The organism is Streptomyces sp. NPDC006283 (genome assembly GCF_040613325.1).
GTDB lineage: Bacteria > Actinomycetota > Actinomycetes > Streptomycetales > Streptomycetaceae > Streptomyces.
Map to the genome: position 1 here is coordinate 27,201 of NZ_JBEXRZ010000019.1, position 22,966 is coordinate 50,166.

Consider the following 22,966-nt stretch of genomic DNA (forward strand, 5'->3'; position numbering starts at 1 on the left):
GTCACCCGGCACTGTTCCTCCCGCCGTTGCCTTCGATGGATGTCTCGTGCGTGTCCGTGCCGTGGCCGTCCCACTGCTCCGGTACGGCGTGGGCATCCACGTCGCCCGCAGGATCCAGGTGCTCCGTCCGCTCGGCCGTGGCCGCCACGGGCTCCGGGGCCTTCTTGACGGGGACCCACGACAGCGCCAGCGCGCCGCCGACGAGCGAGAGCAGGAAGCCGACGATGAAGCCGCCCAGGTTGGCGATGGGAATGGAGACCAGTGCCAGAAGGATCGCGGCGATGCCCGCGAAAACCCTGGCAACTGCCTGGAACCACATCGTGAGCCCCAGAGTGACCAGCAGTACGCCGATGATCAGAGAGCCGGCTCCGGCCGTCGTCGCCATGGACAACGTCATATGGCCGAGTTGCAACGACGCGTACGGGAAATAGGCGATGGGGATTCCGCCCAGGAGGGTGAACAGGCCCGCCCAGAAGGGCCGCTGCCCCCGCCAGCTGCGGAAGTTCCGCCGGAGGACGCGAATGCCGTGCTCGTCCCGTCCCTGGGACACTGCGGTCTCGGCGCTCATGGAAAACAGCTCCCTGGTACTGGCGTTGCTGTGTGAAGAGAGAGACGGGCGGGCGAAGCTGCCAGAGTTTCACCCGCCCGCCCGGACGGGATGACCGTCAGTAGCACTCGACCTTGGGGCCGTCGCCCTGGTGCAGTTCCATCTTCAGACCGCCCAGCGTGAAGGTGCCGGCGGTGGTCGCCCACGCCTTCTGCTTGACGCCCGTGAGGACAGCCTTCTCGGCCTGCTGAGCGAAACTGTTCGGCAGGATCTTGTCCTTGACGGCCGGACCCTTGCCCCCACGCCGGGGGTCGGTGTCCTTGGCCGCCACGCCGATGTCGATGTTCGTGAACGTGGCGTCGCCCTCGAGGTCGGCCACGTCCAGGTAGAGGTTCTTGGCCTTGACCTCGGAGGCGCCCTCGCCGGCCCTCAGCTTCATCGTGATCTTGCCGAAGCCCGGCACGTTCGTGACGACCGACTGACACATGTCGTTGATCGTGGCGCGGTCGAACGCCGAGATGGCGACCGGGCGCTTGACCATCTTGTCACTGGTGGGGCTCTCGTAGCCCTCGTTCAGGCCGCCGTACTGCGCGAACCCGTAACCCTCGAGGTGACCGGCCTTGACCTTGAACTCCTGGCCCGACACAGCGAAGGACGCAGCGAGCGCCCCCTGTGCCAGACCGACGCCTATCGCGGCCGTCGCGGCCACGCTCGGCACCATGACCAGGGCGAACCGCTTCCATCTGGTTCCACCGCGAGCCATAGACTCCATGACTTTCCTCCTTCTCGGACGTACATCTCCGGTCCGGACCCTCGGGCCCGTCCTGGGATGGGAGAAGTGCTACGTCCTCGGGAAGGAGAGCGCCTGTACTTTCAGGCGCGCTGTGCGTCCGAAAAACACCGGCGATCACCCCCGAGCGACAACCACTGGTCGCGCCTGACTCATCACGCACAACCTGCCGGACAGGCCCTGCCGTTCTGTGGCAGGAACCCCCCTGTCCGCGACCGGCGCCACTGCCGCCGGTCGGCCCGGTGGGGACCCGATGGACCGCGGCGCGGCTGGAAGCCGGGCTGGTGCGGTATCGGACCGAGCGTCGCCGATCGTTGTCCATTCCTGGCCGAGACACAAGGGGGTTCGTTACTGGCTAGTAACGGCCTGATAACCGGGCCACGACGGCGCGATGTCGGGCGAGCACGCAGGGTGCCGCCGATCGCGGCTCCAGAAGGGGAGATAGGCGCCAATAAGCGGACACAACCTGCGCCTTGTTGTACTCCGAGTAACCCTCGCCGCGTTTACCAAGTTTTGGCAAAGACAGTCGGCATTTTGTCACTGTGTCGCCAAAACGGCGGTGACGCCGCGTCAGCGCCACCGCCGTATTCCGTCAGAAGGAGACTTTCAGGACACCCTTGTCAGAACCGCTGTCAATGAGGCGTCCGCGAGGGGTTCATGAGGCGTCGTGGAGGGCTCGGTGAGGTGCCGTCAAGGACTCAGAAGAGCACTCGCGCCAGCGCCTGGCGCGCCGCCGTCACCCTCGGGTCGTCCAGGCCGACGACCTCGAAGAGCTCCAGCAGCCGCACCCGCGCGGCGTCCCGCTCGTCGCCCGCCGTGCGCCGCACGGTCTCGACGAGCCGGCCGAAAGCGTCCTCGACATGGCCGCCCACCAGATCCAGGTCGGCGGCGGCCGTCTGCGCGGTGACGTCGGCGGGGTTCTCGGCCGCCTGCCGGCGGACCTTCTGCTGATCCATGTCCTGCACACGGCGCAGCAGTTCGGCCTGCGCGAGGCCGAGCTTCGCCTCCGTGTTGCCCGGGTCGTCGGAGAGGACGTTCCGGTACGCCTGGACGGCGCCGCCGAAGTCGCCCGCGTCCAGGGCCTGGACGGCCGCTTCGAGCAGTGCGTCGTACGGGCCGGCCGGCACGGGCTGGGCCTCTGCGGTCTCACCCGACGCGTCCGGGTCGACCGCGATGCCGGTCAGTCCGAAGCGCTCCTCGGCCACCTGCACCAGCTGATCCAGCGTCTGGCGGATCTGCGCCTCCGGGGCCGCGCCCTGGAAGAGGGGCAGCGCCTGCCCGGCCACCACCGCGAAGACCGCGGGGATGCCTTGGATCCCGAACTGCTGCATCAGCATCTGGTTGGCGTCGACGTCGACCTTGGCGAGGACGAAACGGCCGTTGTACTCCGTGGCGAGGCGCTCCAGCAGGGGGCCGAGCTGCTTGCACGGCTCGCACCACTCGGCCCAGAAGTCGATGACGACGGGCACCTCGGTGGAGCGCTGCAGTACGTCGCGCTCGAATCCGGCTTCGTCCGTGTCGATCACCAGGCCGGCGGGGGACACCGCACCGCCGCCGCCCTGTCGGGCGGCTTCGGCCCGCGCCTGCTCCGCCTTCGCCTTGGCCTCGTTGGCCGCCTTCACCGCGGCGAGGTCGACGACGCCGCTCATGGACATGTTCCTAGGCTGCATGCGTACATCCTCCCCCTTCCGCGCGCCCATGTGAAAAAGTCGGCGCCGGGTCCCCACCTCGGCGCCTTGTGGCTGTCGCGACGAGCCGGTCATGGCTTTCGCTACAGGTCGTAGCGTATCTGCGCAGGGCCGGTGGTGTGAGGGATTTTCCGGTGAGCTGCCTCACAGCCGCTTTTCTACTTACTGGCGGGTATGGTCGCGTCCATGCCCAGCAGCACCCACCCCAAAGCTCAGCATTCGGGGCGTACCGGACGCACCGGGCGCCCCCGCAGCGTCGAGGCCGACGCAGCGATCCTGGAGGCGACCCGCGCCTCCCTCGTGGAGCTGGGCTGGTCGAAGCTGACGATGGGGGACGTGGCCACGCGCGCGGGCGTGGCCAAGACCACGCTGTACCGGCGCTGGGCGAGCAAGAACGAACTTGTCGTCGACGCCGTCGCCGTCCTCTTCGACGCACTGGAGCTCCCCGACCGAGGGAGTCTCGCCGCCGATGTGGAGGGCGTGGTCCTGCAGTTCGCCGAGCTGCTGCAGCTCCCGGAGACCAAGACCGCACTGATGGGCGTCGTCGCGGAGTCCACCCGGGACGAGGCGCTGCGGGACCGGATCCGCTCGGCCATCGTCGACCGGCAGAAGCGGCTGGTCGTCCAGGGCCGGGAACGCGCTCAGGCCCGTGGCGAGCTGCCGTACGAGGACGACCCCGACGCGGCAGCCCGCAACACGGACCTGATCTTCGATGTGGTCGCGGGCGCCGTGGTCCACCGTGCGCTGGTCAGCGCGGAGCCGGTGGACGCCGAGTGGGCGCGCCGCTTCACCGTCCTGCTGGTGTCGGGGCTCGGCTCCCTGTCCACCTGACGGGAGGGGCACTCGGCCCTGTCCGGGCGCTAGAAGCCGGGCGGCTCCGTGTAGATGCCCCACTCGTCGCGCAGTGCGTCGCAGATCTCGCCCAAGGTGGCCTCCGCCCGTACGGCGTCGAGCATCGGGCCGATCATGTTGGAGCCGTCGCGCGCGGCGGCGAGCATCTTGTCCAGCGAGGACCGTACGAGCGCGTCGTCACGGCCCGCCTTGCGGTCGGCCAGCACGCGCACCTGCTCGCGCTCGACCTCGTGGCTGACCCGTAGGATCTCCAGGTCGCCGGTGACCGAGCCGGTGGCGACGTTGACGCCGACGACCTTCTTGTCGCCCTTCTCCAGGGACTGCTGGTAGCGGAAGGCCGACTCGGCGATCTCGCCGGTGAACCAGCCGTCCTCGATGCCGCGCAGGATGCCGGAGGTGATGGGGCCGATGGGGTGCGTGCCGTCCGGGTGGGCGCGGCGGCCGCGTTCCTTGATCTGCTCGAAGATCTTCTCGGCGTCGGCCTCGATGCGGTCGGTGAGTTGCTCGACGTACCACGAACCGCCCAGCGGGTCGGCCACGTTGGCGACGCCGGTCTCCTCCATCAGCACCTGCTGCGTGCGCAGCGCGATCTCGGCGGCCTGCTCGCTCGGCAGGGCGAGGGTCTCGTCGAGGGCGTTGGTGTGCAGGGAGTTGGTGCCGCCGAGGACCGCGGACAGCGCCTCGACCGCTGTGCGCACGACGTTGTTGTACGGCTGCTGGGCGGTCAGCGAGACGCCGGCGGTCTGGGTGTGGAAGCGCAGCCACTGGGCCTTGTCGGTCTTCGCCCCGTACACCTCCTTCATCCAGCGGGCCCAGATCCGGCGCGCGGCGCGGAACTTGGCGATCTCCTCGAAGAAGTCGAGGTGCGCGTCGAAGAAGAAGGACAGCCCGGGCGCGAAGGTGTCGACGTCGAGGCCGCGTGACAGGCCCAGCTCGACGTAGCCGAAGCCGTCGGCGAGGGTGTACGCGAGCTCCTGCGCGGCCGTCGCGCCCGCCTCACGGATGTGGTAGCCGGAGACCGACAGCGGCTTGTACGCGGGGATGCCGGCGGCGCAGTGCTCCATCAGGTCGCCGATGAGGCGCAGATGGGGCTCGGGCTGGAAGAGCCACTCCTTCTGCGCGATGTACTCCTTGAAGATGTCGGTCTGCAGCGTGCCGTTGAGCACGGCCGGGTCGACGCCCTGGCGCTCGGCGGCGACCAGGTACATGCAGAAGACCGGCACGGCCGGGCCGGAGATCGTCATCGAGGTCGTCACGTCGCCGAGGGGGATGTCCTTGAACAGGACCTCCATGTCGGCGGCGGAGTCGATGGCGACACCGCAGTGGCCGACCTCTCCGAGCGAACGGGGGTCGTCGGAGTCGCGGCCCATGAGGGTCGGCATGTCGAAGGCCACGGAGAGCCCGCCGCCACCGGCGGCCAGGATCATCTTGTAGCGCTCGTTGGTCTGCTCGGCGTTGCCGAAGCCGGCGAACTGGCGGATGGTCCAGGTGCGCCCCCGGTAGCCCGTCGGGTGCAGCCCGCGGGTGAAGGGGTACTCACCGGGCCATCCGATGCGCTCGAAGCCCTCGTAGTGGTCCCCGGGCCGCGGGCCGTAGACCGGCTCGACGGGGTCGCCCGAGAGCGTGGTGAAGTCTGCGTCCCGCTTGCGGGCCTTGTCGTACCGGGCCTGCCAGCGTCGGCGGCCTTCCTCGATCGCGTCAGCGTCCATACACTCGAATTTACTAGGACGTCCTAGTAAATGTCGATGGCAAAGCGCCGCGAGCCGCACTCGCGACGCTTTCGTGTCCTGCGCGCTCCCGCGCCCCGCGCGCTTTCGCGTCCTACGCGTCGGCCGTCGCCGGGGTCGCGCTGTCCGTGATCAGCGCCCGCGCCTCGCACGTGACCTTCGGCTCGACGAAGAACGAGGCGAACGGGATGCAGCCGGCGGCCAGCACCCACAGCAGCCTGCCGAACGGCCACTTCGCCTTGGAGCCCAGATCGAAGGCGAAGACGACGTAGACGATGAAGAGCACACCGTGGATCTGCGAGATCAGCATGGTGTCGCCGGTGTCGAATCCGTACTTGGCGATGATCGCCGCCGTGAAGACGAGCAGCCAGACGGCGGTGACGTACGCCATCACCCGGTAACGGATGAGCACATTCGCTTTCATGGCATCGAGCGTAACCGGGCGCCAGGGGCGATCTTCCTGCGGGGCGCGTGTCCTACTTCTCCTTGAAATCCGCCGCCGCGACCCGCAGCGGGCGCAGCATCGCGAAGATCTCCGCGCACTCCTCCGCGTCGTACGCACCGAGGCCGAAGTCCATCGCCATCAGGTCGTGCGTGGCCGCCTCCACGACTTCCCGGCCCTTCTCCGTGATGGAGGCGAGCGTGCCGCGGCCGTCGTTCGGATTGGGGCGCTTGGCAACGAGACCGGACTTCACGAGTCGGTCCACGGTGTTCGTCACCGAGGTCGGGTGCACCATCAGCCGTTCGCCGATCTTGGACATCGGCAGCTCACCCGCCTTGGAGAAGGTGAGCAGGACCAGCGCCTCGTAGCGGGCGAAGGTCAGTCCGTACGGCTTGACGACGGCGTCGACCTCGGCGAGCAGAATCTGGTGCGCGCGCATGATCGAGGTGATCGCTGCCATCGAGGGCACGGGTCCCCATCGCTGCTGCCAGAGGTCATCGGCACGGGCGATGGGGTCGAAGGGGAGGCTGAGCGGCTTCGGCACGGCATCGACCTTACCGACTGGTCACATGCTGGTCAGCCCTGTCTCGCACTTCGGTCCTTCAACCGTTTCATCGGACAGTCCGGCCGCCGCACGTACCGTGCCGGGCTCTGCCGTCATGCCCATGCAACCGGTCTTCGGCCTTATGGATCCGGCCGCGGCCGCCGGCGCGTCCTGCGCCTGCGGTCGCGGCCTCTTCTCCAGCCTTCCGGCCGTACGTAGCGCCACTCCCGACCGGTACGCGGGGGGAAGGCAGAGCTCACGCTCCTTCAGGATCTGGCTGGGCCCTACAGCCTCAAGCGCACCGACCCGGGGTTCACGGGCGAGCCCGCCGGGCTCAGGCGCTCAGGCGCTCAGGTGACGTTCGACCGTGTCGACCTTGGAGGTCAGGCCGTCCATGACCCCGGGCCTGATGTCCGCCTTGAGGACGAGGGACACACGCGGGGCGCGGGCCTCCACGGCGGCGACGGCGCGCCTGACCACGTCCATCACTTCCTCCCACTCACCTTCGACCGAGGTGAACATCGCGTCGGTGCGGTTGGGGAGTCCGGACTCGCGTACGACACGGACGGCGTCGGCGACGTACTCGCCCACGTCCTCGCCGACCCCGAGGGGCGTGACGGAGAAGGCGACGATCACGCGTCCACCACGTTCTCGCGGCGGGCGCGGGAGGCGATGACGGCGTCGTCGGCCTCGCGCTTGAGCTTGCGCTCGGCGAAGAAGCCACCGAAGGGGAGGACCGAGAGGACGAAGTACAGGGCCGCGGTCTTCAGGTCCCACTTGGTGCGGTTCCAGGCGTCCAGCCAGAAGAGCACGTACAGGACGAAGAGCAGACCGTGGATCGCACCCATGACCGGGACCGCGTTGAAGTCCGTGGTGCGCTTGAGCACCGAGCAGACGAGCAGCAGGAGGAAGGAAACTGCCTCCGGCGCGGAGACGAGGCGCAGGCGGTGCAGGGAGGAGGCGGTCTTGATGTCCACGGGTCACCTTCGGTGGTGAGGGGATGGGCAGGGGGCATGGATCTTGTGAACACATGCACAAGCTCGCGGACCATTGTGGCAGGCCACTTTGCGAACTCTTTGTCAGGGTCCGGATCCTCCCCGAGAACGCTGTTCGGAGCCGGAATCACCGGATAACGTCGGCCCGTGGCAATGTTCCGGCTCCAGGGGAGCAAAGTGCTCGCGGTCGACATGACCGGCGACGCCGTCAAAGCGAAGAACGGGTCGATGGTCGCGTACGACGGCCAGATGGCCTTCAAGAAGATGACCGGCGGCGGTGAGGGCATCCGCGGGATGGTCACCCGCAGGCTCACCGGCGAGCAGATGACCATGATGGAGGTGAAGGGGCAGGGCACCTGCTACTTCGCCGACCGTGCGAGCGAGATCAGCCTCGTGCAACTGCACGGTGACAAGCTCTACGTCGAGTCGAGCAACCTGCTGTGCACCGACGGCGGGCTGCGCACCGGCACCACCTTCACCGGGCTGCGCGGGGGCGCGACGGGCAACGGTCTGTTCACGACCACCGTCGAGGGCACCGGCCAGGCGGCGATCATGTCGCACGGGACGGCGGTGGCGCTGCGGGTGACGCCCCAGTACCCGCTCTCCGTCGACCCCGGCGCGTACATCGCCCACCAGGGCAGCCTGCGTCAGGACTTCCAGTCCGGGGTGACGTTCCGCACCTTCCTGGGTGAGGGCGGCGGCGAGGCGTTCCAGATCCGCTTCGAGGGCGACGGGCTGGTCTACGTGCAGCCGAGTGAGCGCAACACCGTCGGAGGGGACGTCTGATGCCTTTCCGCGAGATCAACTCCAAAATGGTCGAGGCGACCGTGGTCCCCGGCCAGAAGATGTTCAGCCAGCGCGGCGCCATGCTCGCGTACAAGGGCGAGGTCAGCTTCACGCCCAGCATCACCGGAGGCCAGGGCGGGCTGGCGTCGATGATCGGCCGCCGCGTGGCGAACGAGGCGACGCCACTGATGACCGTCGAGGGCAACGGCACGGTGATGTTCGGCCACGGCGGCCACCACATCCAGGTGGTCCAGCTCACCGGCGACACCCTCTACGTGGAGGCCGACCGACTGCTGGCCTTCGACGGGACCTTGCAGCAGGGCACGATGTTCATGGGGTCCCAGGGCGGGGTCATGGGCATGGTGCGCGGTCAGGTGACGGGCCAGGGCCTGTTCACCACGACCCTCAAGGGACACGGCGCGGTCGCGGTGATGGCACACGGCGGAGTGATCGAGCTGCCGATCACCCCCTCGCGGCCGGTCCATGTGGACCCGCAGGCGTACGTCGCCCACCACGGTGACGTACGGAACAAGCTGTCCACGGCGCTCGGCTGGCGCGACATGGTGGGGCGCGGCTCCGGCGAGGCGTTCCAGCTGGAGCTCAGCGGCAGCGGTGCGGTGTACGTCCAGGCGTCGGAGGAGAAGCTGTGAGCACGCCCACGATTTTCGACCCGACGACGCTGCCCAGCGACGACAACGTCAACGCGTACACCTTCTGCGTGGAACTCAAGGGCTCCCAGTGGTTCCTGCAGAAGGGCAAGATGATCGCCTACTACGGGCGCATCGACTTCAACGGAATCGGCCACGGCCGTCTCGACCGGCTGCTGCGGACCTCGTTCCACTCACCGCTGCACGCGAGCGACTGGGTGGTGGCGGAGGGCAGCGGCAAGATGCTGCTCGCGGACCGGGCCTTCGACGTGAACTCGTTCGACCTCGATGACGGGAATCTCACGATCCGGGCCGGCAATCTGCTGGCGTACCAGCCCACGCTGGCGCTCAAGCAGTCGATCGTGCCGGGCTTTCTGACCCTCATCGGAACGGGCAAGTTCGTCGCCGCGTCCAACGGCCCCGTGGTCTTCATGGAGCCGCCGATCCGGGTGGATCCGCAGGCCCTGGTGGGCTGGGCGGACTGCCCCTCACCCTGCCACCACTACGACCACGGGTATATGACGGGCGTCATGGGCGGGGTGCGGGCGCTGACCGGGATCGGCGGGGCGTCGGGCGAGGAGCACCAGTTCGAGTTCGTCGGCGCCGGCACGGTACTGCTGCAGTCGACCGAGGTGCTCATGCCGGAACAGTCCACCGGACTGGTCGGTGCGGAGCCGGGCGTTCCGGGCGGGCACGGGCCCGCCGGAGGCGCCGGCCAGCACGGATCCTCACCGCGCCTTCCCGGCCAGCTCGGGGACCTCCAGCGTCGCTTCGGGCTGTGAGCGGTAGTCTGCGGAGTGTGACGTCGAACGTCTGCGCCCCTGTGCACCCCCTGGTGCGCGGGGTGCCAGGCGTCACACCCCCCGACTTCGTCCGCTTTTCAACTTCTTAGGTAGAATCCATATATGGAGACCGAGACGGCCACTCGCTGGCTTACCGATGACGAGCAGTGCACCTGGCGCACGCATCTGGAAGTCAACAAGCTGCTGATGCACCAGCTCGAGAAGGACCTCCAGCCGTTCGGCCTGACCAACAACGACTACGAGATCCTGGTCAACCTCTCCGAGTCCGCGGACCGGCGGATGCGGATGAGCGACCTCGCTGCTGCCACGCTGCAGTCCAAGAGCCGCCTCTCGCACCAGGTCACCCGTATGGAGAGCGCCGGGCTCGTCCGGCGGGAGAACTGCGAGTCCGACCGGCGCGGACTGTACGCCGTGCTGACGGACGAGGGCGTCGCCACCATGCAGAAGGTCGCCCCACACCACGTCGCCTCCGTGCGCAAGCACTTCATCGACCTGCTGACCCCGGAGGCGCTCGCCGATCTGCGGGAGTCGCTGACTCCGGTCGCCGAGCATCTGCGCGGCCGCCGCGGCAAGCTCTGAGTCCGCTCCCGAGCTGCCCTTCGGCCCCAGCCGCCCGGCCCGATGCCACCAGGCCCATGGGGCCGCGGGGTACGGCCCCCGTCACACCACGGTGACGGGGTGCCGCACGACCGCGTCGAACAGGTAGCCCTGGCTGTTGTCCGTGCTGAGCTCCACCGTCCGGACCAGCGCCGACCCCGACCAGGAGCGCCCGGTGAGCAGCACCGGCCGGTGGGCGCGGAGAACGGCTCCTAGCTAGGCCCCTTCCGGCGGCGCCTCGGGCAGAGTCAGCTCGAACAGCGCCCCGCCGGAGGCCGAGCGGGCCACCGTGAGAGTGCCGCCGTGGCGGCGCGCCACGTCGCGGGCGATCGCCAGGCCCAGGCCGGCACCGCCCTCGTCGCGACTGCGGGCGTCGTCGAGTCGTACGAACCGTTCGAAGATCCGCTCGCGTTCCTGCTCCGGCACGCCAGAACCGTCGTCGGCGACGGCCAGCACGATCCGGCCGGCTTCCGACCGTACGGAGGCGGTGACCGAAGTGGCCGCGTGCCGCTGCGCGTTGTCGAGCAGGTTGCCCACCACCCGGGCCAACTGATTGCGTGAACCGGTCACTTCGAGCCCGTCCGCCGCCGTCACCTCGACCGGGATCCGGTCGCCCGCGCGCTGGGCCACCTCCTCGCGGAGCAGGCCCGCCGGATCCACCGGGGTCGCACCCGGTCGCTCCCCCGCGTCCAGACGGGCCAGCAGCAGCAGGTCGGCGGCCAGCTGCTGCAGCCGCACGGTGTCCTCCACCGCCCCCGGCACGTCCAGCAGGTCGGGGTGGGCCGCACCCACTTCGAGCTGTGTGCGGAGCGAGGCGATGGGGCTGCGCAGCTCGTGCGAGGCGTCCGCGACGAACCGCCGCTGGCGCTCCACGGAGGCCTCCAGTGCGGCCAGCGTCTCGTTGGTCGTCCGTGCGAGCCGTGCCACTTCGTCCCGCGACGCGGGCTCCGGGACCCGGCGGGAGAGGTCCTCGGAGCGGGTGATGGCCGCCATTTCGCTGCGGATGCCCTCGACGGGCCGCAGCGCGCGACGGGTCACCAGCCAGGTCACGCCGCCGACCACGGCGAGCAGCAACGGCAGGCCGACGAGCATGGCGTCGCGGACCGTTCCGACCGCGTCCTGCTCGGTGGCCAGCGGCGCACCGGCGTGGACGGTGTACGTACGCGCGGCGCCCGACGTCGCCTCGACGGTGGCGAACCTGTAGTCGGCGCTCTCACCGTCGACGGTGGCGCTGCCCGAACGGAATCGGGGGTCGTCGGACGAGACTTCGCCGCGGCCCGGGTCGTCCTCTTCATCGTCGTCGTCGCCGGTCGGGGCGGGTGCGGGCGACCGGGGGGCGACCTGGCCGCTCGACGTCCCGGAGATCGCCTCGAGGTTCTCGCTGACCGCGACGACCCGCCCGTCCTCCGCGACGACCTGCACGGGCCGTTCCTCGTCGTCCGGCAGGTCCAGCCGGTCGACCGGCACGTCGACGGCGATCTGTGCCGCCACCTCGCGCGCCACCACCTCGGCCTGCAGATCGGTCTGGTCGATGAGGTTCGCCCGCAGCGACAGCAGGACGGCGGCGCCGGCGGCGATCAGCGCGACCGCCACGACGAGAGTGGCTCCGATCGCGGCCCTCGCCCGCACGGACCTCATGACGCGGCCACCAGCCGGTACCCCGCTCCGCGCACGGTCTGGATGCGGCCCGCGCCGAGCTTGCGGCGCAGGACGCTGATGTAGACCTCGACGATGTTCGGGTCGCCCTCGTAGGCGAAGTCCCAGACGTGCTCCAGGATCTCGGGTTTGCCGACCACCTCGCCGGCGCGGGTCGCGAGCTGCTCCAGCACCGAGAACTCCTTTGACGTCAGCGTCACTTCGTCCTCCCCGCAGAAGACGCGCCGCGCCGCCGTGTCCACCCGCATGTCGCCGACCGCCAGCACCGGCGAGCCGCCGGACCGGCCCCGGCGACGCAGCAGGGCCTTGATCCGGGCGACGAGGACGACGTAGGAGAAGGGCTTGGTCAGGTAGTCGTCGGCACCGGTGTCGAGACCTTCTGCCTCGTCGTACTCCCCGTCCTTGGCGGTCAGCATCAGGATCGGCATGTCATGTCCGGCGGCGCGCAGGGCCGCGCAGACGCGGTAGCCGTTCATGCCGGGGAGCATGATGTCGAGCACGACGAGGTCGTGGACGCCTTCGGCGGCACGGTGCAGCCCTTCGAGCCCGTCGTGGACGACGTCCACCGCGTATCCCTCTGCGGTCAGTCCGGCGGCGAGGGACAGTGCGAGCCGCTTCTCGTCCTCCACGATCAACAACCTCATGGGGTCAGGGTCGCAAACCGCGGCTGAAGATCTCTTCAGGTGGCTTCAGGCTGGGTTCAGCATGGCGCGGCAAGAGTGGTCCCGTTGCTGTTGAAGCGAACACCTCGGGAGGAACCCCCATGAAGCGCAACCTTGTCATCGCGACCGTCGCGGCGGCGCTGCTGGTCGGCGGCGGAACGTACACGGCGGTGGCAGTGGCGGACGACGGCGCGTCCGCGACGCCGGTCTCGGTGCAGGACAGGGACCGGGACGACGACCGCGACGACGCCCCGGACGACGACCGGGCGGCTGCGCCCGCCGGCCCCGTCACGGCGGCCGAGGCGGTGGCCGCCGCGCTGAAGCACACGCCGGGCACCGTGGATTCCGTGGACCTCGACGACGACGAGAAGGGGCACTGGGAGGTGTCCGTGGTCGGCACGAACGACCGTGAGCACGAACTGAAGGTCGACGCGAAGACCGGCGCGGTGCGGGCTGCCGACGACGACGATGACGACGACCGGGACGAGGACGGTGCCGCGCTGCGGGCCGCGGAAGTGGACGCACGACAGGCGGCAGAGGCGGCGCTGAAGTCCCACCCGGGCGCGACGGTGACATCGGTCGACTTCGACGACGAGGGCGACGGCGCCGACCACTGGGAGGTCGAACTCCAGAGCCGCAAGGGCCACGACGAGACCGAGGTGAAGGTCGACGCGAAGACGGGCGACGTGTCGTCGGACACCGACGCCTCCGACGACTGAGGCGGAGCCCTCCCCGAACCGGGGCAAGCCCCGGCCCCCGCAGCGCGCTTCGCACCCGGGGCCGGGGGCACCTCCAGCCCCGGCCCCTGAGGCACGGGACAGAGCCCCGACCAGGCCGCCACGCCCCAGCCCCGGGCGATTGAGGCGCGGGCCTCGGGGCAGAGCCCCGACGCGGGCCACGGCTCGAAGCCACCAACGGGCCAACTCCATCCCGCCGGACGGCCGGGGGCACCTCCAGCCCCGCCGGCGATTGAGGCGCAGGCCTCGGGGCAGAGCCCCGACAAGACCGCCACACCCCAACCCCGTCGGCGCGAGAGGCGCGACGCCCCCGTCCGGCTACGACTCCGTCAGGCCCGTCACCAGTTCGTCCGCCGCCCGGTACGGATCCAGCTCGCCCGCCACGATGCGTTCCGCCAGCGAGCCCAGGCGCCGGTCTCCGTGAAGGTCCGCGATGCGTTCGCGCAGGGCCGTGACCGCGATCGTCTCGACCTCCGTCGCCGCCCGCCGCACCCGGCGTTCCGCGAGGACGCCGTGCTCCTCCATCCACGCCCGGTGCTTCTCGAGCGCCTCGACGACCTCGTCGACGCCCTCGCCCCGCGCCGCGACCGTCTTGACGATCGGCGGGCGCCAGTCGCCCGGCCCGCGGGACTCGCCGAGGCCCAGCATGTGGTTGAGCTCCCTGGCCGTCGCGTCGGCGCCGTCCCGGTCGGCCTTGTTCACGACGTACACGTCGCCGATCTCGAGGATGCCCGCCTTCGCCGCCTGGATGCCGTCGCCCATGCCGGGCGCCAGGAGCACCACGGAGGTGTCGGCCTGGGAAGCGATCTCCACCTCCGACTGGCCGACGCCCACGGTCTCGACCAGGACCACGTCGCAGCCGGCCGCGTCCAGGACGCGGATCGCCTGCGGCGCGGCCCAGGCCAGGCCGCCGAGGTGGCCGCGGGTGGCCATGGAGCGGATGTAGACGCCGGGGTCGGAGGCGTGCTCCGACATACGGACCCGGTCGCCGAGCAGCGCTCCGCCCGAGAAGGGCGAGGACGGGTCGACGGCCAGGACGCCGACCCGCTTGCCGGCCTTGCGGTAGGCGGAGACGAGCGCGGAGGTGGAGGTGGACTTGCCGACGCCCGGCGACCCGGTGAGGCCGACCACGTACGCCCCGCCGGTCAGCGGGGCGAGCGCCGCCATGACCTCCCGGAGCTGCGGGGACGCCCCCTCGACGAGTGAGATCAGCCGGGCCACGGCCCGTGGCTTGCCCTCACGTGCCTGGGCGACCAGTTGGGGGACGTCCACCATCGTGCTGCTCCGATTCTCTTCAGAACTACTTGCCCGGGACGCGGACGATCAGCGCGTCGCCCTGACCGCCGCCACCGCACAGCGCCGCCGCGCCCACGCCGCCGCCGCGGCGCTTGAGCTCCAGCGCCAAGTGCAGCACCACACGCGCGCCGGACATGCCGATCGGGTGGCCGAGCGCGATCGCGCCGCCGTTCACGTTCACCTTTTCCGGGGTAACGCCCAGGTCCTTCATTGACTGGTGGGCAACCGCCGCGAAGGCCTCGTTGATCTCGATGAGGTCCAGGTCCTCGACGCCGAGACCCTCCTTCTTCAGGGCGTGCTGTATGGCGTTGGACGGCTGCGACTGCAGCGAGTTGTCCGGTCCGGCCACATTGCCGTGGGCACCGATCTCGGCGATCCAGTCGAGGCCCAGCTCCTCCGCCTTGGCCTTGCTCATCACGACGACGGCGGCGGCGCCGTCGGAGATCTGGGAGGAGGTGCCGGCGGTGATCGTGCCGTCCTTGGAGAACGCGGGACGCAGCTTGCCGAGCGACTCGGCGGTCGTCTCGGCGCGGATGCCCTCGTCCTTGGAGAAGAGGATCGGGTCGCCCTTGCGCTGCGGGATCTCGACGGGCGTGATCTCCGCCTCGAAGAGGCCGTTCTTCTGCGCGGCCGCGGCCCGCTGGTGGGACAGCGCGGCGATCTCGTCCTGGACGTCGCGCGGGATGCCGAGGCGGGTGTTGTGCTTCTCCGTCGACTCGCCCATGGCGACGTTCTCGAAGGAGTCGGTCAGGCCGTCGTACGCCATGGCGTCGAGCATCTCGATCGCGCCGTACTTGTAGCCCTCGCGCGACTTCGGCAGCAGGTGCGGCGCGTTGGTCATGGACTCCTGGCCTCCGGCGACGACCACGTCGAACTCGCCGGCGCGGATCAGCTGGTCGGCGAGCGCGATGGCGTCGAGACCGGACAGACAGACCTTGTTGATGGTGAGCGCGGGGACGTTCATGGGGATGCCGCCCTTGACCGCGGCCTGGCGCGCCGGGATCTGCCCCGCCCCGGCCTGGAGCACCTGGCCCATGATCACGTACTGCACCTGATCGCCGCCGATCCCGGCCCGGTCGAGCGCGGCCTTGATGGCGAAACCGCCGAGGTCGGCGCCGGAGAAGGACTTGAGTGAGCCGAGCAGGCGGCCCATGGGCGTGCGGGCGCCCGCGACGATCACGGAGGTGTTACCGGTCGTTCCTGACATGAGGACGATCCCCTTTCAGCCGCAGCTGAGGAGTGAACGAGGGTTTACTCAAATGTACTGAGCGGTACGGCTCCGGGTCACCGGCCGACCGGTGTGATCGCGCGCACGTTGCGTAACCATCCTTCAGGCGCTGCACTGGTCGAATGCTGACGCGAATCGACCACATCGGAATCGCCTGCTTCGACCTCGACAAGACTGTCGAGTTCTACCGGGCCACGTACGGCTTCGAGGTGTTCCACTCCGAGGTCAACGAGGAGCAGGGCGTCCGGGAAGCCATGCTCAAGATCAATGAGACGTCCGACGGCGGCGCCTCCTACCTCCAGCTCCTCGAGCCCACCCGCGAGGACTCCGCGGTGGGAAAGTGGCTGGCCAAGAACGGTGAGGGCGTCCACCACATCGCCTTCGGCACCGCCGACGTGGACGCGGACGCGCAGGACATCCGCGACAAGGGCGTCCGCGTCCTGTACGACGAGCCGCGTATCGGTTCGATGGGCTCTCGTATCACCTTCCTGCACCCCAAGGACTGCCACGGCGTTCTCACCGAACTCGTCACCTCTGCAACGGACCACTGACCCGAGGATTCCCGGCCCGGTAGAGTGGGCCGTTCCGGGCCGGGGCCGGGTCGGGGCCGTGCCGCGTCTCCGTCGTTGATCTGTCACCATTCCCCGGGGGGCCGTTCGCCGGCGAACGGGCTCGTTTGGAGACAGTTGCGACCAGGGGACGGATGGGACCGCGCAGTGCGGGGCTACGAACGCCAGGAGAGCCACCGAGCTGACGACGACCACCTTTCGCGCTTCGAGGCCGAGATGGATCGGCTGAAGACAGCGCGGGAGAAGGCCGTCCAGCACGCCGAGGACCTCGGTTACCAGGTCGAGGTGTTGCGCGCCAAGCTGCACGAGGCACGCCGCAATCTCGCCTCCCGTCCTGCCTACGACAGCGCCGACATCGGCTACCAGGCCGAGCAGCTGCTCCGTAACGCCCAGATCCAGGCGGACCAGCTGCGCCAGGACGCCGAGCGCGAGCTGCGCGAGGCCCGGGCGCAGACGCAGCGCATCCTTCAGGAGCACGCGGAGCACCAGGCCAGGCTCCAGGCCGAGCTGCACGCGGAAGCCGTCCAGCGCAGGCAGCGCCTCGACCAGGAGCTCGCGGAGCGCCGCCAGACCGTCGAGTCGCACGTCAACGAGAACGTCGCCTGGGCCGAGCAGCTGCGTGCCCGTACCGAGTCGCAGGCCCAGCGGCTGCTGGACGAGTCCCGCGCCGAGGCCGAGCAGTCCCTTGGCGCCGCCCGCGCGGAGGCCGCCCGCATCGCCGAGGAGGCCCGCAGGCGGCTCGGCAGCGAGGCGGAGACCGCACGCGCCGAGGCCGAGGCGATCCTGCTGCGCGCCCGCAAGGACGCCGAGCGGCTGCTGAACGCCGCCTCCAACCAGGCGCAGGAGGCCACCACCCACGCGGAGCGGCTGCGTTCCTCCACCTCCGCCGAGTCCGACCAGGCCCGCCAGCAGGCCGCGGAGCTCAGCCGTGCCGCCCAGCAGCGGATGCAGGAGGCCGAGGAGAAGCTGCGCGAGGCCCGCTCGGAGTCGGAGAAGCTGCTCACCGAGGCGAAGGAGTCGGCCGCCAAGCAGCTGTCGTCGGCCGAGTCGGTCAACGAGCAGCGCACCCGTACGGCCAAGGCGGAGATCGCGCGGCTGGTCGCGGAGGCGACCAAGGAGTCCGAGACGCTCAAGACGGAGGCCGAGCAGGCGCTCGCGGACGCCCGCGCCGAGGCGGAGAAGCTCGTCGAGGCCGCCACGGAAAAGGCGCGGACGGCCGCCGCGGAGGACTCGGCGGCGGCGCTCGCGAAGGCCGCCCGTACCGCCGAGGAGGTGCTGACCAAGGCGTCGGAGGACGCCAAGGCCACCACACGGGCGGCGAGCGAGGAGGCCGAGCGGATCAGGCGCGAGGCCGAGGCCGAGGCGGACCGGCTGCGCGGCGAGGCCGCCGAGCAGGCCGACCAGCTCAAGGGCGCGGCCAAGGACGACACCAAGGAGTACCGCGCCAAGACGGTCGAACTGCAGGAGGAGGCGCGCCGGCTGCGCGGCGAAGCCGAGCAGTTGCGCGCGGAGGCGGTCGCCGAGGGCGAGCGGATCCGCGGCGAGGCGCGCCGCGAGGCCGTCCAGCAGATCGAGGAAGCGGCCCGCACCGCGGAGGAGCTGCTCACCAAGGCTCGCACCGACGCCGACGAGCTGCGGGCGAAGGCCACCGCCGACAGCGAGAAGGTCCGCACGGAGGCCATAGAGCGCGCCACGACCCTGCGCAAGCAGGCCGAGGAGACGCTGGAGCGCACCCGCGCGGAGGCCGACCGGCTGCGCGTGGAGGCCGAGGAGCAGGCCGAGAGTGTTCGGGCGGCTGCCGAGGCGGCCGCGGCCGAACTCCGTGAGGAGACCGAGCGCGGCATAGCGGCACGCCAGGCCGAGGCCGCGGACGAGCTGACCCGTCTTCACACCGAGGCGGAGACCCGCCTCACCACGGCGGAGGAGGGTCTGGCCGAGGCCCGTGCGGAGGGCGAGCGGATCCGTCGCGAGGCGGCGGAGGAGACCGAGCGGCTGCGCGGCGAGGCCGCCGAGCGGCTGCGCGCACTCCAGGAGCAGGCCGAGCAGGAAGCGGACCGGCTGCGTACCGAGGCCGCCTCCGACGCGTCGGTGACGCGCGCGGAGGCGGAGTCCCTCGCCGTACGGCTGCACAGCGACGCGGCCACGGAGGCCGAGCGGCTCAAGACCGAGGCCCAGGAGACCGCCGACCGGGTGCGGGCCGAGGCGACCGCCGCGGCGGAACGCGTGGGTGCGGAGGCGGCGGAGGCGCTGGCCGCCGCGCAGGAGGAGGCGGCCCGCCGTCGCCGGGAGGCGGAGGAGACCCTCGACTCCGCGCGCTCCGAGGCCGACCAGGAGCGCGAGCGGGCGCGTGAGCAGAGCGAGGAGCTCCTCGCGTCGGCCCGCAAGCGGGTCGGGGAGGCGCAGACGGAGGCGCAGCGGCTGGTCGAGGAGGCCGACCGCCGTGCGACCGAGATGGTTTCCACCGCCGAGCAGACCGCCCAGCAGGTCCGGGACTCCGTCGCGGGGCTGCAGGAGCTGGCCGAGCAGGAGATCGCCGGGCTGCGCAGCGCCGCTGAGCACTCGGCGGAGCGCACCAGGACCGAGGCGCAGGATGAGGCGGACCGGGTCCGCGCCGACGCGTACGCGGAACGGGAGCGGGCCGCGGAGGACGCCGGCCGGCTGCGGGCCAGGGCCCAGGAGGAGACGGAAGCCGCACAGACGCTCGCCGAGCGGACCGTCGCCGAGGCGATCGGCGAGGCGGACCGGCTGCGGACGGACACCGCCGAGTACGTGCAGCGGATGCGCACCGAGGCGTCGGACGCCGTCGCCTCCGCCGAGCAGGACGCCTCACGGACCCGCGCCGAGGCGCGCGACGACGCCAACCGCATCCGTTCCGAGGCAGCCGCGCAGGCAGACCTGCTGATCGGCGAGGCCACGAGCGAGAGCGAGCGGCTGCGCACCGAGGCGGCCGCGCTCCGCGCATCGGCCGACGCCGACGCGACGCGGCTGCTCACAGAGGCCGAGCAGATCAAGGTGGACGGCGAGGCCGAGATCGAGCAGATGCGGGCGGCCGTACGCGCCGACCGCGAGCAGGTGCTGGACGAGGCGCGCGAGGCCGCGGACAAGCGGCGTGCCGACGCGGCGGCCCAGGCCGACCAGTTGATCGGCGAGGCGACGAGCGAGGCCGAGCAGATCGCGGCGGAGGCGAACAGCGACGCCGAACGGCTGCGTGCCGAAGCCGCGGAGACGGTGGGCTCCGCCCAGCAGGCGGCCGAGCGCATCCGGGCGGAGGCCGAGCGGCACCGTGCGGAGACCGAGGCGGCGGCCGAGCAGATGCGGGCGGAGGCCCGTGCGGAGGCCGACCGGCTGCTCGACGAGGCGCGCGAGGCGGCCTCCAAGCGCCGCGCGGACGCCGCGGAGCAGGCCGACCAGCTCGTCGCCAAGGCCCAGGAGGAAGCCCTGCGCGCCGCCACCGAGGCCGAGGCACAGGCGGACACGATGGTGGGTGCCGCCCGCAAGGAGGCGGAGCGCCTCGTCACGGAGGCCACGGTCGAGGGCAACTCGCTGGTGGAGAAGGCGCGTACGGATGCCGACGAGCTGCTCGTCGGTGCGCGCCGGGACGCGACGGCCATAAGGGAGCGCGGCGAGGAGCTGCGGGCCCGGGTCGAGAGCGAGGTCGAGGAGCTCCACGAACGGGCGCGCCGGGAGACGGCTGAGCAGATGAAGACCGCCGGCGAGCGGGTCGACAACCTGGTCAAGGCGGCGGAGGAGCAGCAGGCGGAGGCAGCGGCGAAGGCCAAGGAACTGCTGTCCGAGGCCAATTCGGAGGCGAGCAAGGTCAGGATCGCCGCCGTGAAGAAGGCGGAGGGTCTCCTGAAGGAGGCCGAGCAGAAGAAGGCCGAGCTGATCCGCGAGGGGGAGCGCGCGAAGGCGGAGGCCGACCAGGAAGCCGGGCGCACGGTCGACGAGGGCAAGCGGGAGCTCGATGTGCTGGTGCGCAGGCGCGAGGACATCCAGGCGGAGATTTCCCGTGTCCAGGACGTACTCGAGGCGTTGGAGTCATTCGAGGCACCGTCCGGAGGGAAGAACGCCGGCAATAACGGCTCCACCGGGGGCGTCAAGGCCGGGGCGACAGCAGGTGTTACACGTTCGAGTGGCAAGTCCTCCGACGGCTAGCCACTCAAAAGGCTGGACATTCTCCAGATCAAACGGGCATCCGCTCGATGACACGCCGCTTCGGCCCCTAGGATTCCCTCTAACACCTCACCGGTCTCATTGACAGGAACCCCATGAGCGACACTTCCTCCCCCTTCGGCTTCGAGCTCGTGCGGCGTGGTTACGACCGCGGTCAGGTGGATGACCGCATTACCAAGCTCGTCGCCGACCGTGATAGTGCTCTGGCCCGAATCACTGCTCTGGAAAAGCGCATCGAGGAGCTCCACCTCGAGACGCAGAACGCCCAGGCCCAGGTCAACGACGCGGAGCCGTCGTACGCCGGTCTGGGTGCGCGTGTCGAGAAGATCCTCCGTCTCGCCGAGGAGGAGGCCAAGGACCTGCGCGAGGAGGCCCGTCGCGCGGCCGAGCAGCACCGTGAGCTCGCCGAGTCCGCCGCCCAGCAGGTCCGCAACGACGCCGAGTCGTTCGCCGCCGAGCGCAAGGCCAAGGCCGAGGACGAGGGCGTCCGTATCGTCGAGAAGGCCAAGGGCGACGCCCAGACGCTGCGCAGCGAGGCGCAGAAGGACGCGCAGTCCAAGCGCGAGGAGGCGGACGCCCTCTTCGAGGAGACCCGCGCCAAGGCCGCCCAGGCCGCCGCGGACTTCGAGACCAACCTGGCCAAGCGCCGCGAGCAGTCGGAGCGGGACCTGGCTTCCCGTCAGGCGAAGGCGGAGAAGCGCCTGGCGGAGATCGAGCACCGCGCCGAGCAGCTGCGCCTCGAGGCCGAGAAGCTGCGTACGGACGCGGAGCGCCGTGCCCGTCAGACGGTGGAGACCGCGCAGCGCCAGGCGGAGGACATCGTCGCCGACGCGAACGCGAAGGCCGACCGCATCCGCAGCGAATCGGAGCGCGAGCTGGCGGCGCTCACCAACCGCCGCGACTCGATCAATGCCCAGCTGACCAACGTCCGCGAGATGCTGGCGACGCTGACCGGTGCCGCCGTGGCCGCGGCGGGCACGCCCGCCGACGACGAGCCGATCTCCCGCGGAGTCCCGGCCCAGCAGTCCCGCTGACGCCTCCTCGGACAGCAGTCCACAGGTGCCCGGTGCCGTTCAGGCGCCGGGCACCGGTGCGTTGTCACCCTGCCGGCGCCCGGGTGCCGGCCCGATGCGGAACCGACACCTTTCCTTCGGCCAACCCGGTGGCGGACGCCTCCGGCCGCCCGTAGCGTGAACGCATGATCGAGCTCGAGGGTCTCACCAAACACTTCGGCAGCAAGGTCGCCGTCGACCATCTCTCCTTCAAGGTCCGCCCTGGTGTGGTGACCGGTTTCCTCGGCCCCAACGGGGCGGGCAAGTCGACGACGATGCGGATGATGCTCGATCTCGACAACCCCACCAGTGGCACGGTCAGAATCGACGGCAGGCACTACCGCGACCTGGACGAGCCGCTGAAGTACATCGGCGCGCTGCTGGACGCCAAGGCGATGCACGGGGGCCGCAGCGCGTACAACAACCTGCTCTGCCTCGCCCAGGCGAACCGCATCCCGGAGCGCCGCGTCGCCGAAGTCCTCGACGTGGTGGGGCTGACGGCGGTGGCGAGGAAGAAGTCCAAGGGTTTCTCGATGGGCATGGGTCAGCGACTGGGAATCGCATCGGCGCTGCTCGGTGATCCGGAGATCCTTATGTTCGACGAACCCGTCAATGGTCTGGACCCCGAGGGAATTCACTGGATCCGCAATCTGATGAAGTCCCTCGCCCAACAGGGCAGAACGATCTTCGTCTCCTCGCATCTGATGAGCGAAATGGCTCTGACCGCCGATCACCTGATCGTGATCGGCCAGGGGAAGCTGCTGGCCGACACCTCGATGGCCGATTTCATCCAGCAGAACTCCCGCAGTTACGTGCGGCTGCGTTCGCCCCAGCGGGAAGAGCTGCGTGACGTGCTGCACGGGGCGGGCATGACGGCCGTGGAGAGCGGCAACGGCACTCTGGAGGTCGACGGCGCGACCACGGAGCAGCTCGGCGAGCTGGCCGCGGAGCACCGGATCGTGCTGCACGAGCTCAGCTCCCAACGCGCCTCGCTCGAGGAGGCGTTCATGCAGATGACCGCGGGCGCCGTGGAGTACCACGCGCACTCCACGGACCAAGCCGCGCCGCCTTTGGACCAACCGTCCGGCGCCGGCGCCCCGCCGTCCGGCGTGGGCGCCCCGCAGTCCGGCCACGACGCCCCGCAGTGGGCCCCGCGCGACAAGGGAGCCTGACCG

The 22,966-nt window shown here is 70.4% G+C and carries 23 protein-coding genes; 10 read left to right on the top strand and 13 right to left on the bottom strand.

Annotated elements, in window-relative coordinates; all coding sequences use genetic code 11:
• Nucleotide 1: 1 nt before the first annotated feature.
• The 3 genes from ABZ070_RS06830 to ABZ070_RS06840 all read right to left on the bottom strand — a co-directional run bounded on the left by ABZ070_RS06830 (nt 2) and on the right by ABZ070_RS06840 (nt 3,007).
• Nucleotides 2-568 (bottom strand): DUF6114 domain-containing protein, encoded by a 567-nt coding sequence (locus ABZ070_RS06830; RefSeq protein WP_356630710.1) that lies wholly within the window; start codon nt 566-568, stop codon nt 2-4.
• 97 nt (nt 569-665) lie between these two features.
• Nucleotides 666-1,319, bottom strand: coding sequence for a DUF6230 family protein (locus tag ABZ070_RS06835; RefSeq protein WP_356630712.1), 654 nt, complete (start codon nt 1,317-1,319; stop codon nt 666-668).
• Nucleotides 1,320-2,035: 716 nt separating this feature from the next.
• Nucleotides 2,036-3,007, bottom strand: coding sequence for a tetratricopeptide repeat protein (locus ABZ070_RS06840; protein WP_356630714.1), 972 nt, complete (start codon nt 3,005-3,007; stop codon nt 2,036-2,038).
• Nucleotides 3,008-3,199: 192 nt separating this feature from the next.
• On the opposite strand from ABZ070_RS06840, the gene ABZ070_RS06845 reads away from it, so the two are divergent.
• A complete protein-coding gene (locus tag ABZ070_RS06845) occupies nt 3,200-3,856 on the top strand; it encodes a TetR/AcrR family transcriptional regulator (protein ID WP_356630716.1) in 657 nt (218 codons plus the stop codon).
• A gap of 29 nt (nt 3,857-3,885) precedes the next feature.
• On the opposite strand, the gene ABZ070_RS06850 is transcribed toward ABZ070_RS06845, so the two are convergent.
• From ABZ070_RS06850 to ABZ070_RS06870, 5 genes are all read right to left on the bottom strand, one after another.
• Nucleotides 3,886-5,586 carry a methylmalonyl-CoA mutase family protein gene (locus tag ABZ070_RS06850; protein WP_356630718.1) on the bottom strand — a complete coding sequence of 567 codons (1,701 nt, stop codon included), beginning with the start codon at nt 5,584-5,586 and terminating at the stop codon, nt 3,886-3,888.
• Between the two features lie 112 nt (nt 5,587-5,698).
• Nucleotides 5,699-6,028, bottom strand: coding sequence for a DUF3817 domain-containing protein (locus ABZ070_RS06855; protein ID WP_356630720.1), 330 nt, complete (start codon nt 6,026-6,028; stop codon nt 5,699-5,701).
• A 52-nt stretch (nt 6,029-6,080) separates the two neighbouring features.
• Nucleotides 6,081-6,590, bottom strand: coding sequence for a MarR family transcriptional regulator (locus tag ABZ070_RS06860; protein WP_356630722.1), 510 nt, complete (start codon nt 6,588-6,590; stop codon nt 6,081-6,083).
• Nucleotides 6,591-6,932: 342 nt separating this feature from the next.
• Entirely contained in the window at nt 6,933-7,226 is a 294-nt protein-coding gene (locus tag ABZ070_RS06865; protein WP_356630724.1) for an MTH1187 family thiamine-binding protein, read from the bottom strand.
• The gene (locus ABZ070_RS06870; RefSeq protein WP_159687063.1) at nt 7,223-7,567 is read right to left on the bottom strand and encodes a DUF3817 domain-containing protein; all 345 of its coding nucleotides are present in this window, start codon (nt 7,565-7,567) and stop codon (nt 7,223-7,225) included. The genes ABZ070_RS06865 and ABZ070_RS06870 overlap by 4 nt, the downstream gene beginning before the upstream one ends.
• Before the next feature lie 171 nt (nt 7,568-7,738).
• Between ABZ070_RS06870 and ABZ070_RS06875 the strand changes: the two genes are divergently transcribed.
• The 4 genes from ABZ070_RS06875 (at nt 7,739) to ABZ070_RS06890 (ending at nt 10,400) form a co-directional block, all read left to right on the top strand.
• A complete protein-coding gene (locus ABZ070_RS06875; RefSeq protein ID WP_356630770.1) occupies nt 7,739-8,371 on the top strand; it encodes an AIM24 family protein in 633 nt (210 codons plus the stop codon).
• Nucleotides 8,371-9,021 carry an AIM24 family protein gene (locus ABZ070_RS06880; protein WP_356630726.1) on the top strand — a complete coding sequence of 217 codons (651 nt, stop codon included), beginning with the start codon at nt 8,371-8,373 and terminating at the stop codon, nt 9,019-9,021. The genes ABZ070_RS06875 and ABZ070_RS06880 overlap by 1 nt, the downstream gene beginning before the upstream one ends.
• Nucleotides 9,018-9,800: an AIM24 family protein gene (locus ABZ070_RS06885; RefSeq protein WP_356630728.1), complete on the top strand. Its 783-nt coding sequence runs from the start codon at nt 9,018-9,020 to the stop codon at nt 9,798-9,800. Before ABZ070_RS06880 ends, ABZ070_RS06885 begins: the two co-directional genes overlap by 4 nt.
• A 123-nt stretch (nt 9,801-9,923) precedes the next feature.
• On the top strand, nt 9,924-10,400 hold the full coding sequence (locus ABZ070_RS06890) for a MarR family transcriptional regulator (protein WP_356630730.1): 477 nt from the start codon (nt 9,924-9,926) through the stop codon (nt 10,398-10,400).
• Nucleotides 10,401-10,481: 81 nt separating this feature from the next.
• On the opposite strand, the gene ABZ070_RS06895 is transcribed toward ABZ070_RS06890, so the two are convergent.
• From ABZ070_RS06895 to ABZ070_RS06905, 3 genes are read right to left on the bottom strand one after another with little or no spacing between them, the layout of a single operon-like run.
• Nucleotides 10,482-10,604, bottom strand: coding sequence for a hypothetical protein (locus ABZ070_RS06895; RefSeq protein WP_356630732.1), 123 nt, complete (start codon nt 10,602-10,604; stop codon nt 10,482-10,484).
• A 30-nt stretch (nt 10,605-10,634) separates the two neighbouring features.
• Nucleotides 10,635-12,056: a HAMP domain-containing sensor histidine kinase gene (locus ABZ070_RS06900; RefSeq protein ID WP_356630734.1), complete on the bottom strand. Its 1,422-nt coding sequence runs from the start codon at nt 12,054-12,056 to the stop codon at nt 10,635-10,637.
• A complete protein-coding gene (locus ABZ070_RS06905) occupies nt 12,053-12,718 on the bottom strand; it encodes a response regulator transcription factor (RefSeq protein WP_356630736.1) in 666 nt (221 codons plus the stop codon). Before ABZ070_RS06905 ends, ABZ070_RS06900 begins: the two co-directional genes overlap by 4 nt.
• A gap of 119 nt (nt 12,719-12,837) precedes the next feature.
• Here ABZ070_RS06905 and ABZ070_RS06910 point away from each other — a divergent pair, with 119 nt between their 5' ends.
• On the top strand, nt 12,838-13,455 hold the full coding sequence (locus tag ABZ070_RS06910) for a PepSY domain-containing protein (RefSeq protein ID WP_356630738.1): 618 nt from the start codon (nt 12,838-12,840) through the stop codon (nt 13,453-13,455).
• A gap of 336 nt (nt 13,456-13,791) precedes the next feature.
• On the opposite strand, the gene meaB is transcribed toward ABZ070_RS06910, so the two are convergent.
• Together meaB and ABZ070_RS06920 are read right to left on the bottom strand one after the other, a co-directional pair.
• A complete protein-coding gene (meaB, locus tag ABZ070_RS06915; protein ID WP_356630740.1) occupies nt 13,792-14,748 on the bottom strand; it encodes a methylmalonyl Co-A mutase-associated GTPase MeaB in 957 nt (318 codons plus the stop codon).
• Nucleotides 14,749-14,773: 25 nt separating this feature from the next.
• Entirely contained in the window at nt 14,774-15,976 is a 1,203-nt protein-coding gene (locus ABZ070_RS06920; protein ID WP_356630742.1) for an acetyl-CoA C-acetyltransferase, read from the bottom strand.
• A 143-nt stretch (nt 15,977-16,119) separates the two neighbouring features.
• Between ABZ070_RS06920 and mce the strand changes: the two genes are divergently transcribed.
• The 4 genes from mce to ABZ070_RS06940 all read left to right on the top strand — a co-directional run bounded on the left by mce (nt 16,120) and on the right by ABZ070_RS06940 (nt 22,963).
• The gene (mce, locus tag ABZ070_RS06925) at nt 16,120-16,548 is read left to right on the top strand and encodes a methylmalonyl-CoA epimerase (protein WP_356630744.1); all 429 of its coding nucleotides are present in this window, start codon (nt 16,120-16,122) and stop codon (nt 16,546-16,548) included.
• A gap of 165 nt (nt 16,549-16,713) precedes the next feature.
• Nucleotides 16,714-20,721: a polarized growth protein Scy gene (gene scy / locus ABZ070_RS06930; protein ID WP_356630746.1), complete on the top strand. Its 4,008-nt coding sequence runs from the start codon at nt 16,714-16,716 to the stop codon at nt 20,719-20,721.
• Nucleotides 20,722-20,834: 113 nt separating this feature from the next.
• Nucleotides 20,835-21,773, top strand: a complete 939-nt coding sequence (locus ABZ070_RS06935; protein ID WP_356630748.1) for a cellulose-binding protein — start codon at nt 20,835-20,837, stop codon at nt 21,771-21,773.
• Nucleotides 21,774-21,937: 164 nt separating this feature from the next.
• On the top strand, nt 21,938-22,963 hold the full coding sequence (locus tag ABZ070_RS06940) for an ATP-binding cassette domain-containing protein (RefSeq protein WP_356630750.1): 1,026 nt from the start codon (nt 21,938-21,940) through the stop codon (nt 22,961-22,963).
• Nucleotides 22,964-22,966 lie beyond the last annotated feature (3 nt).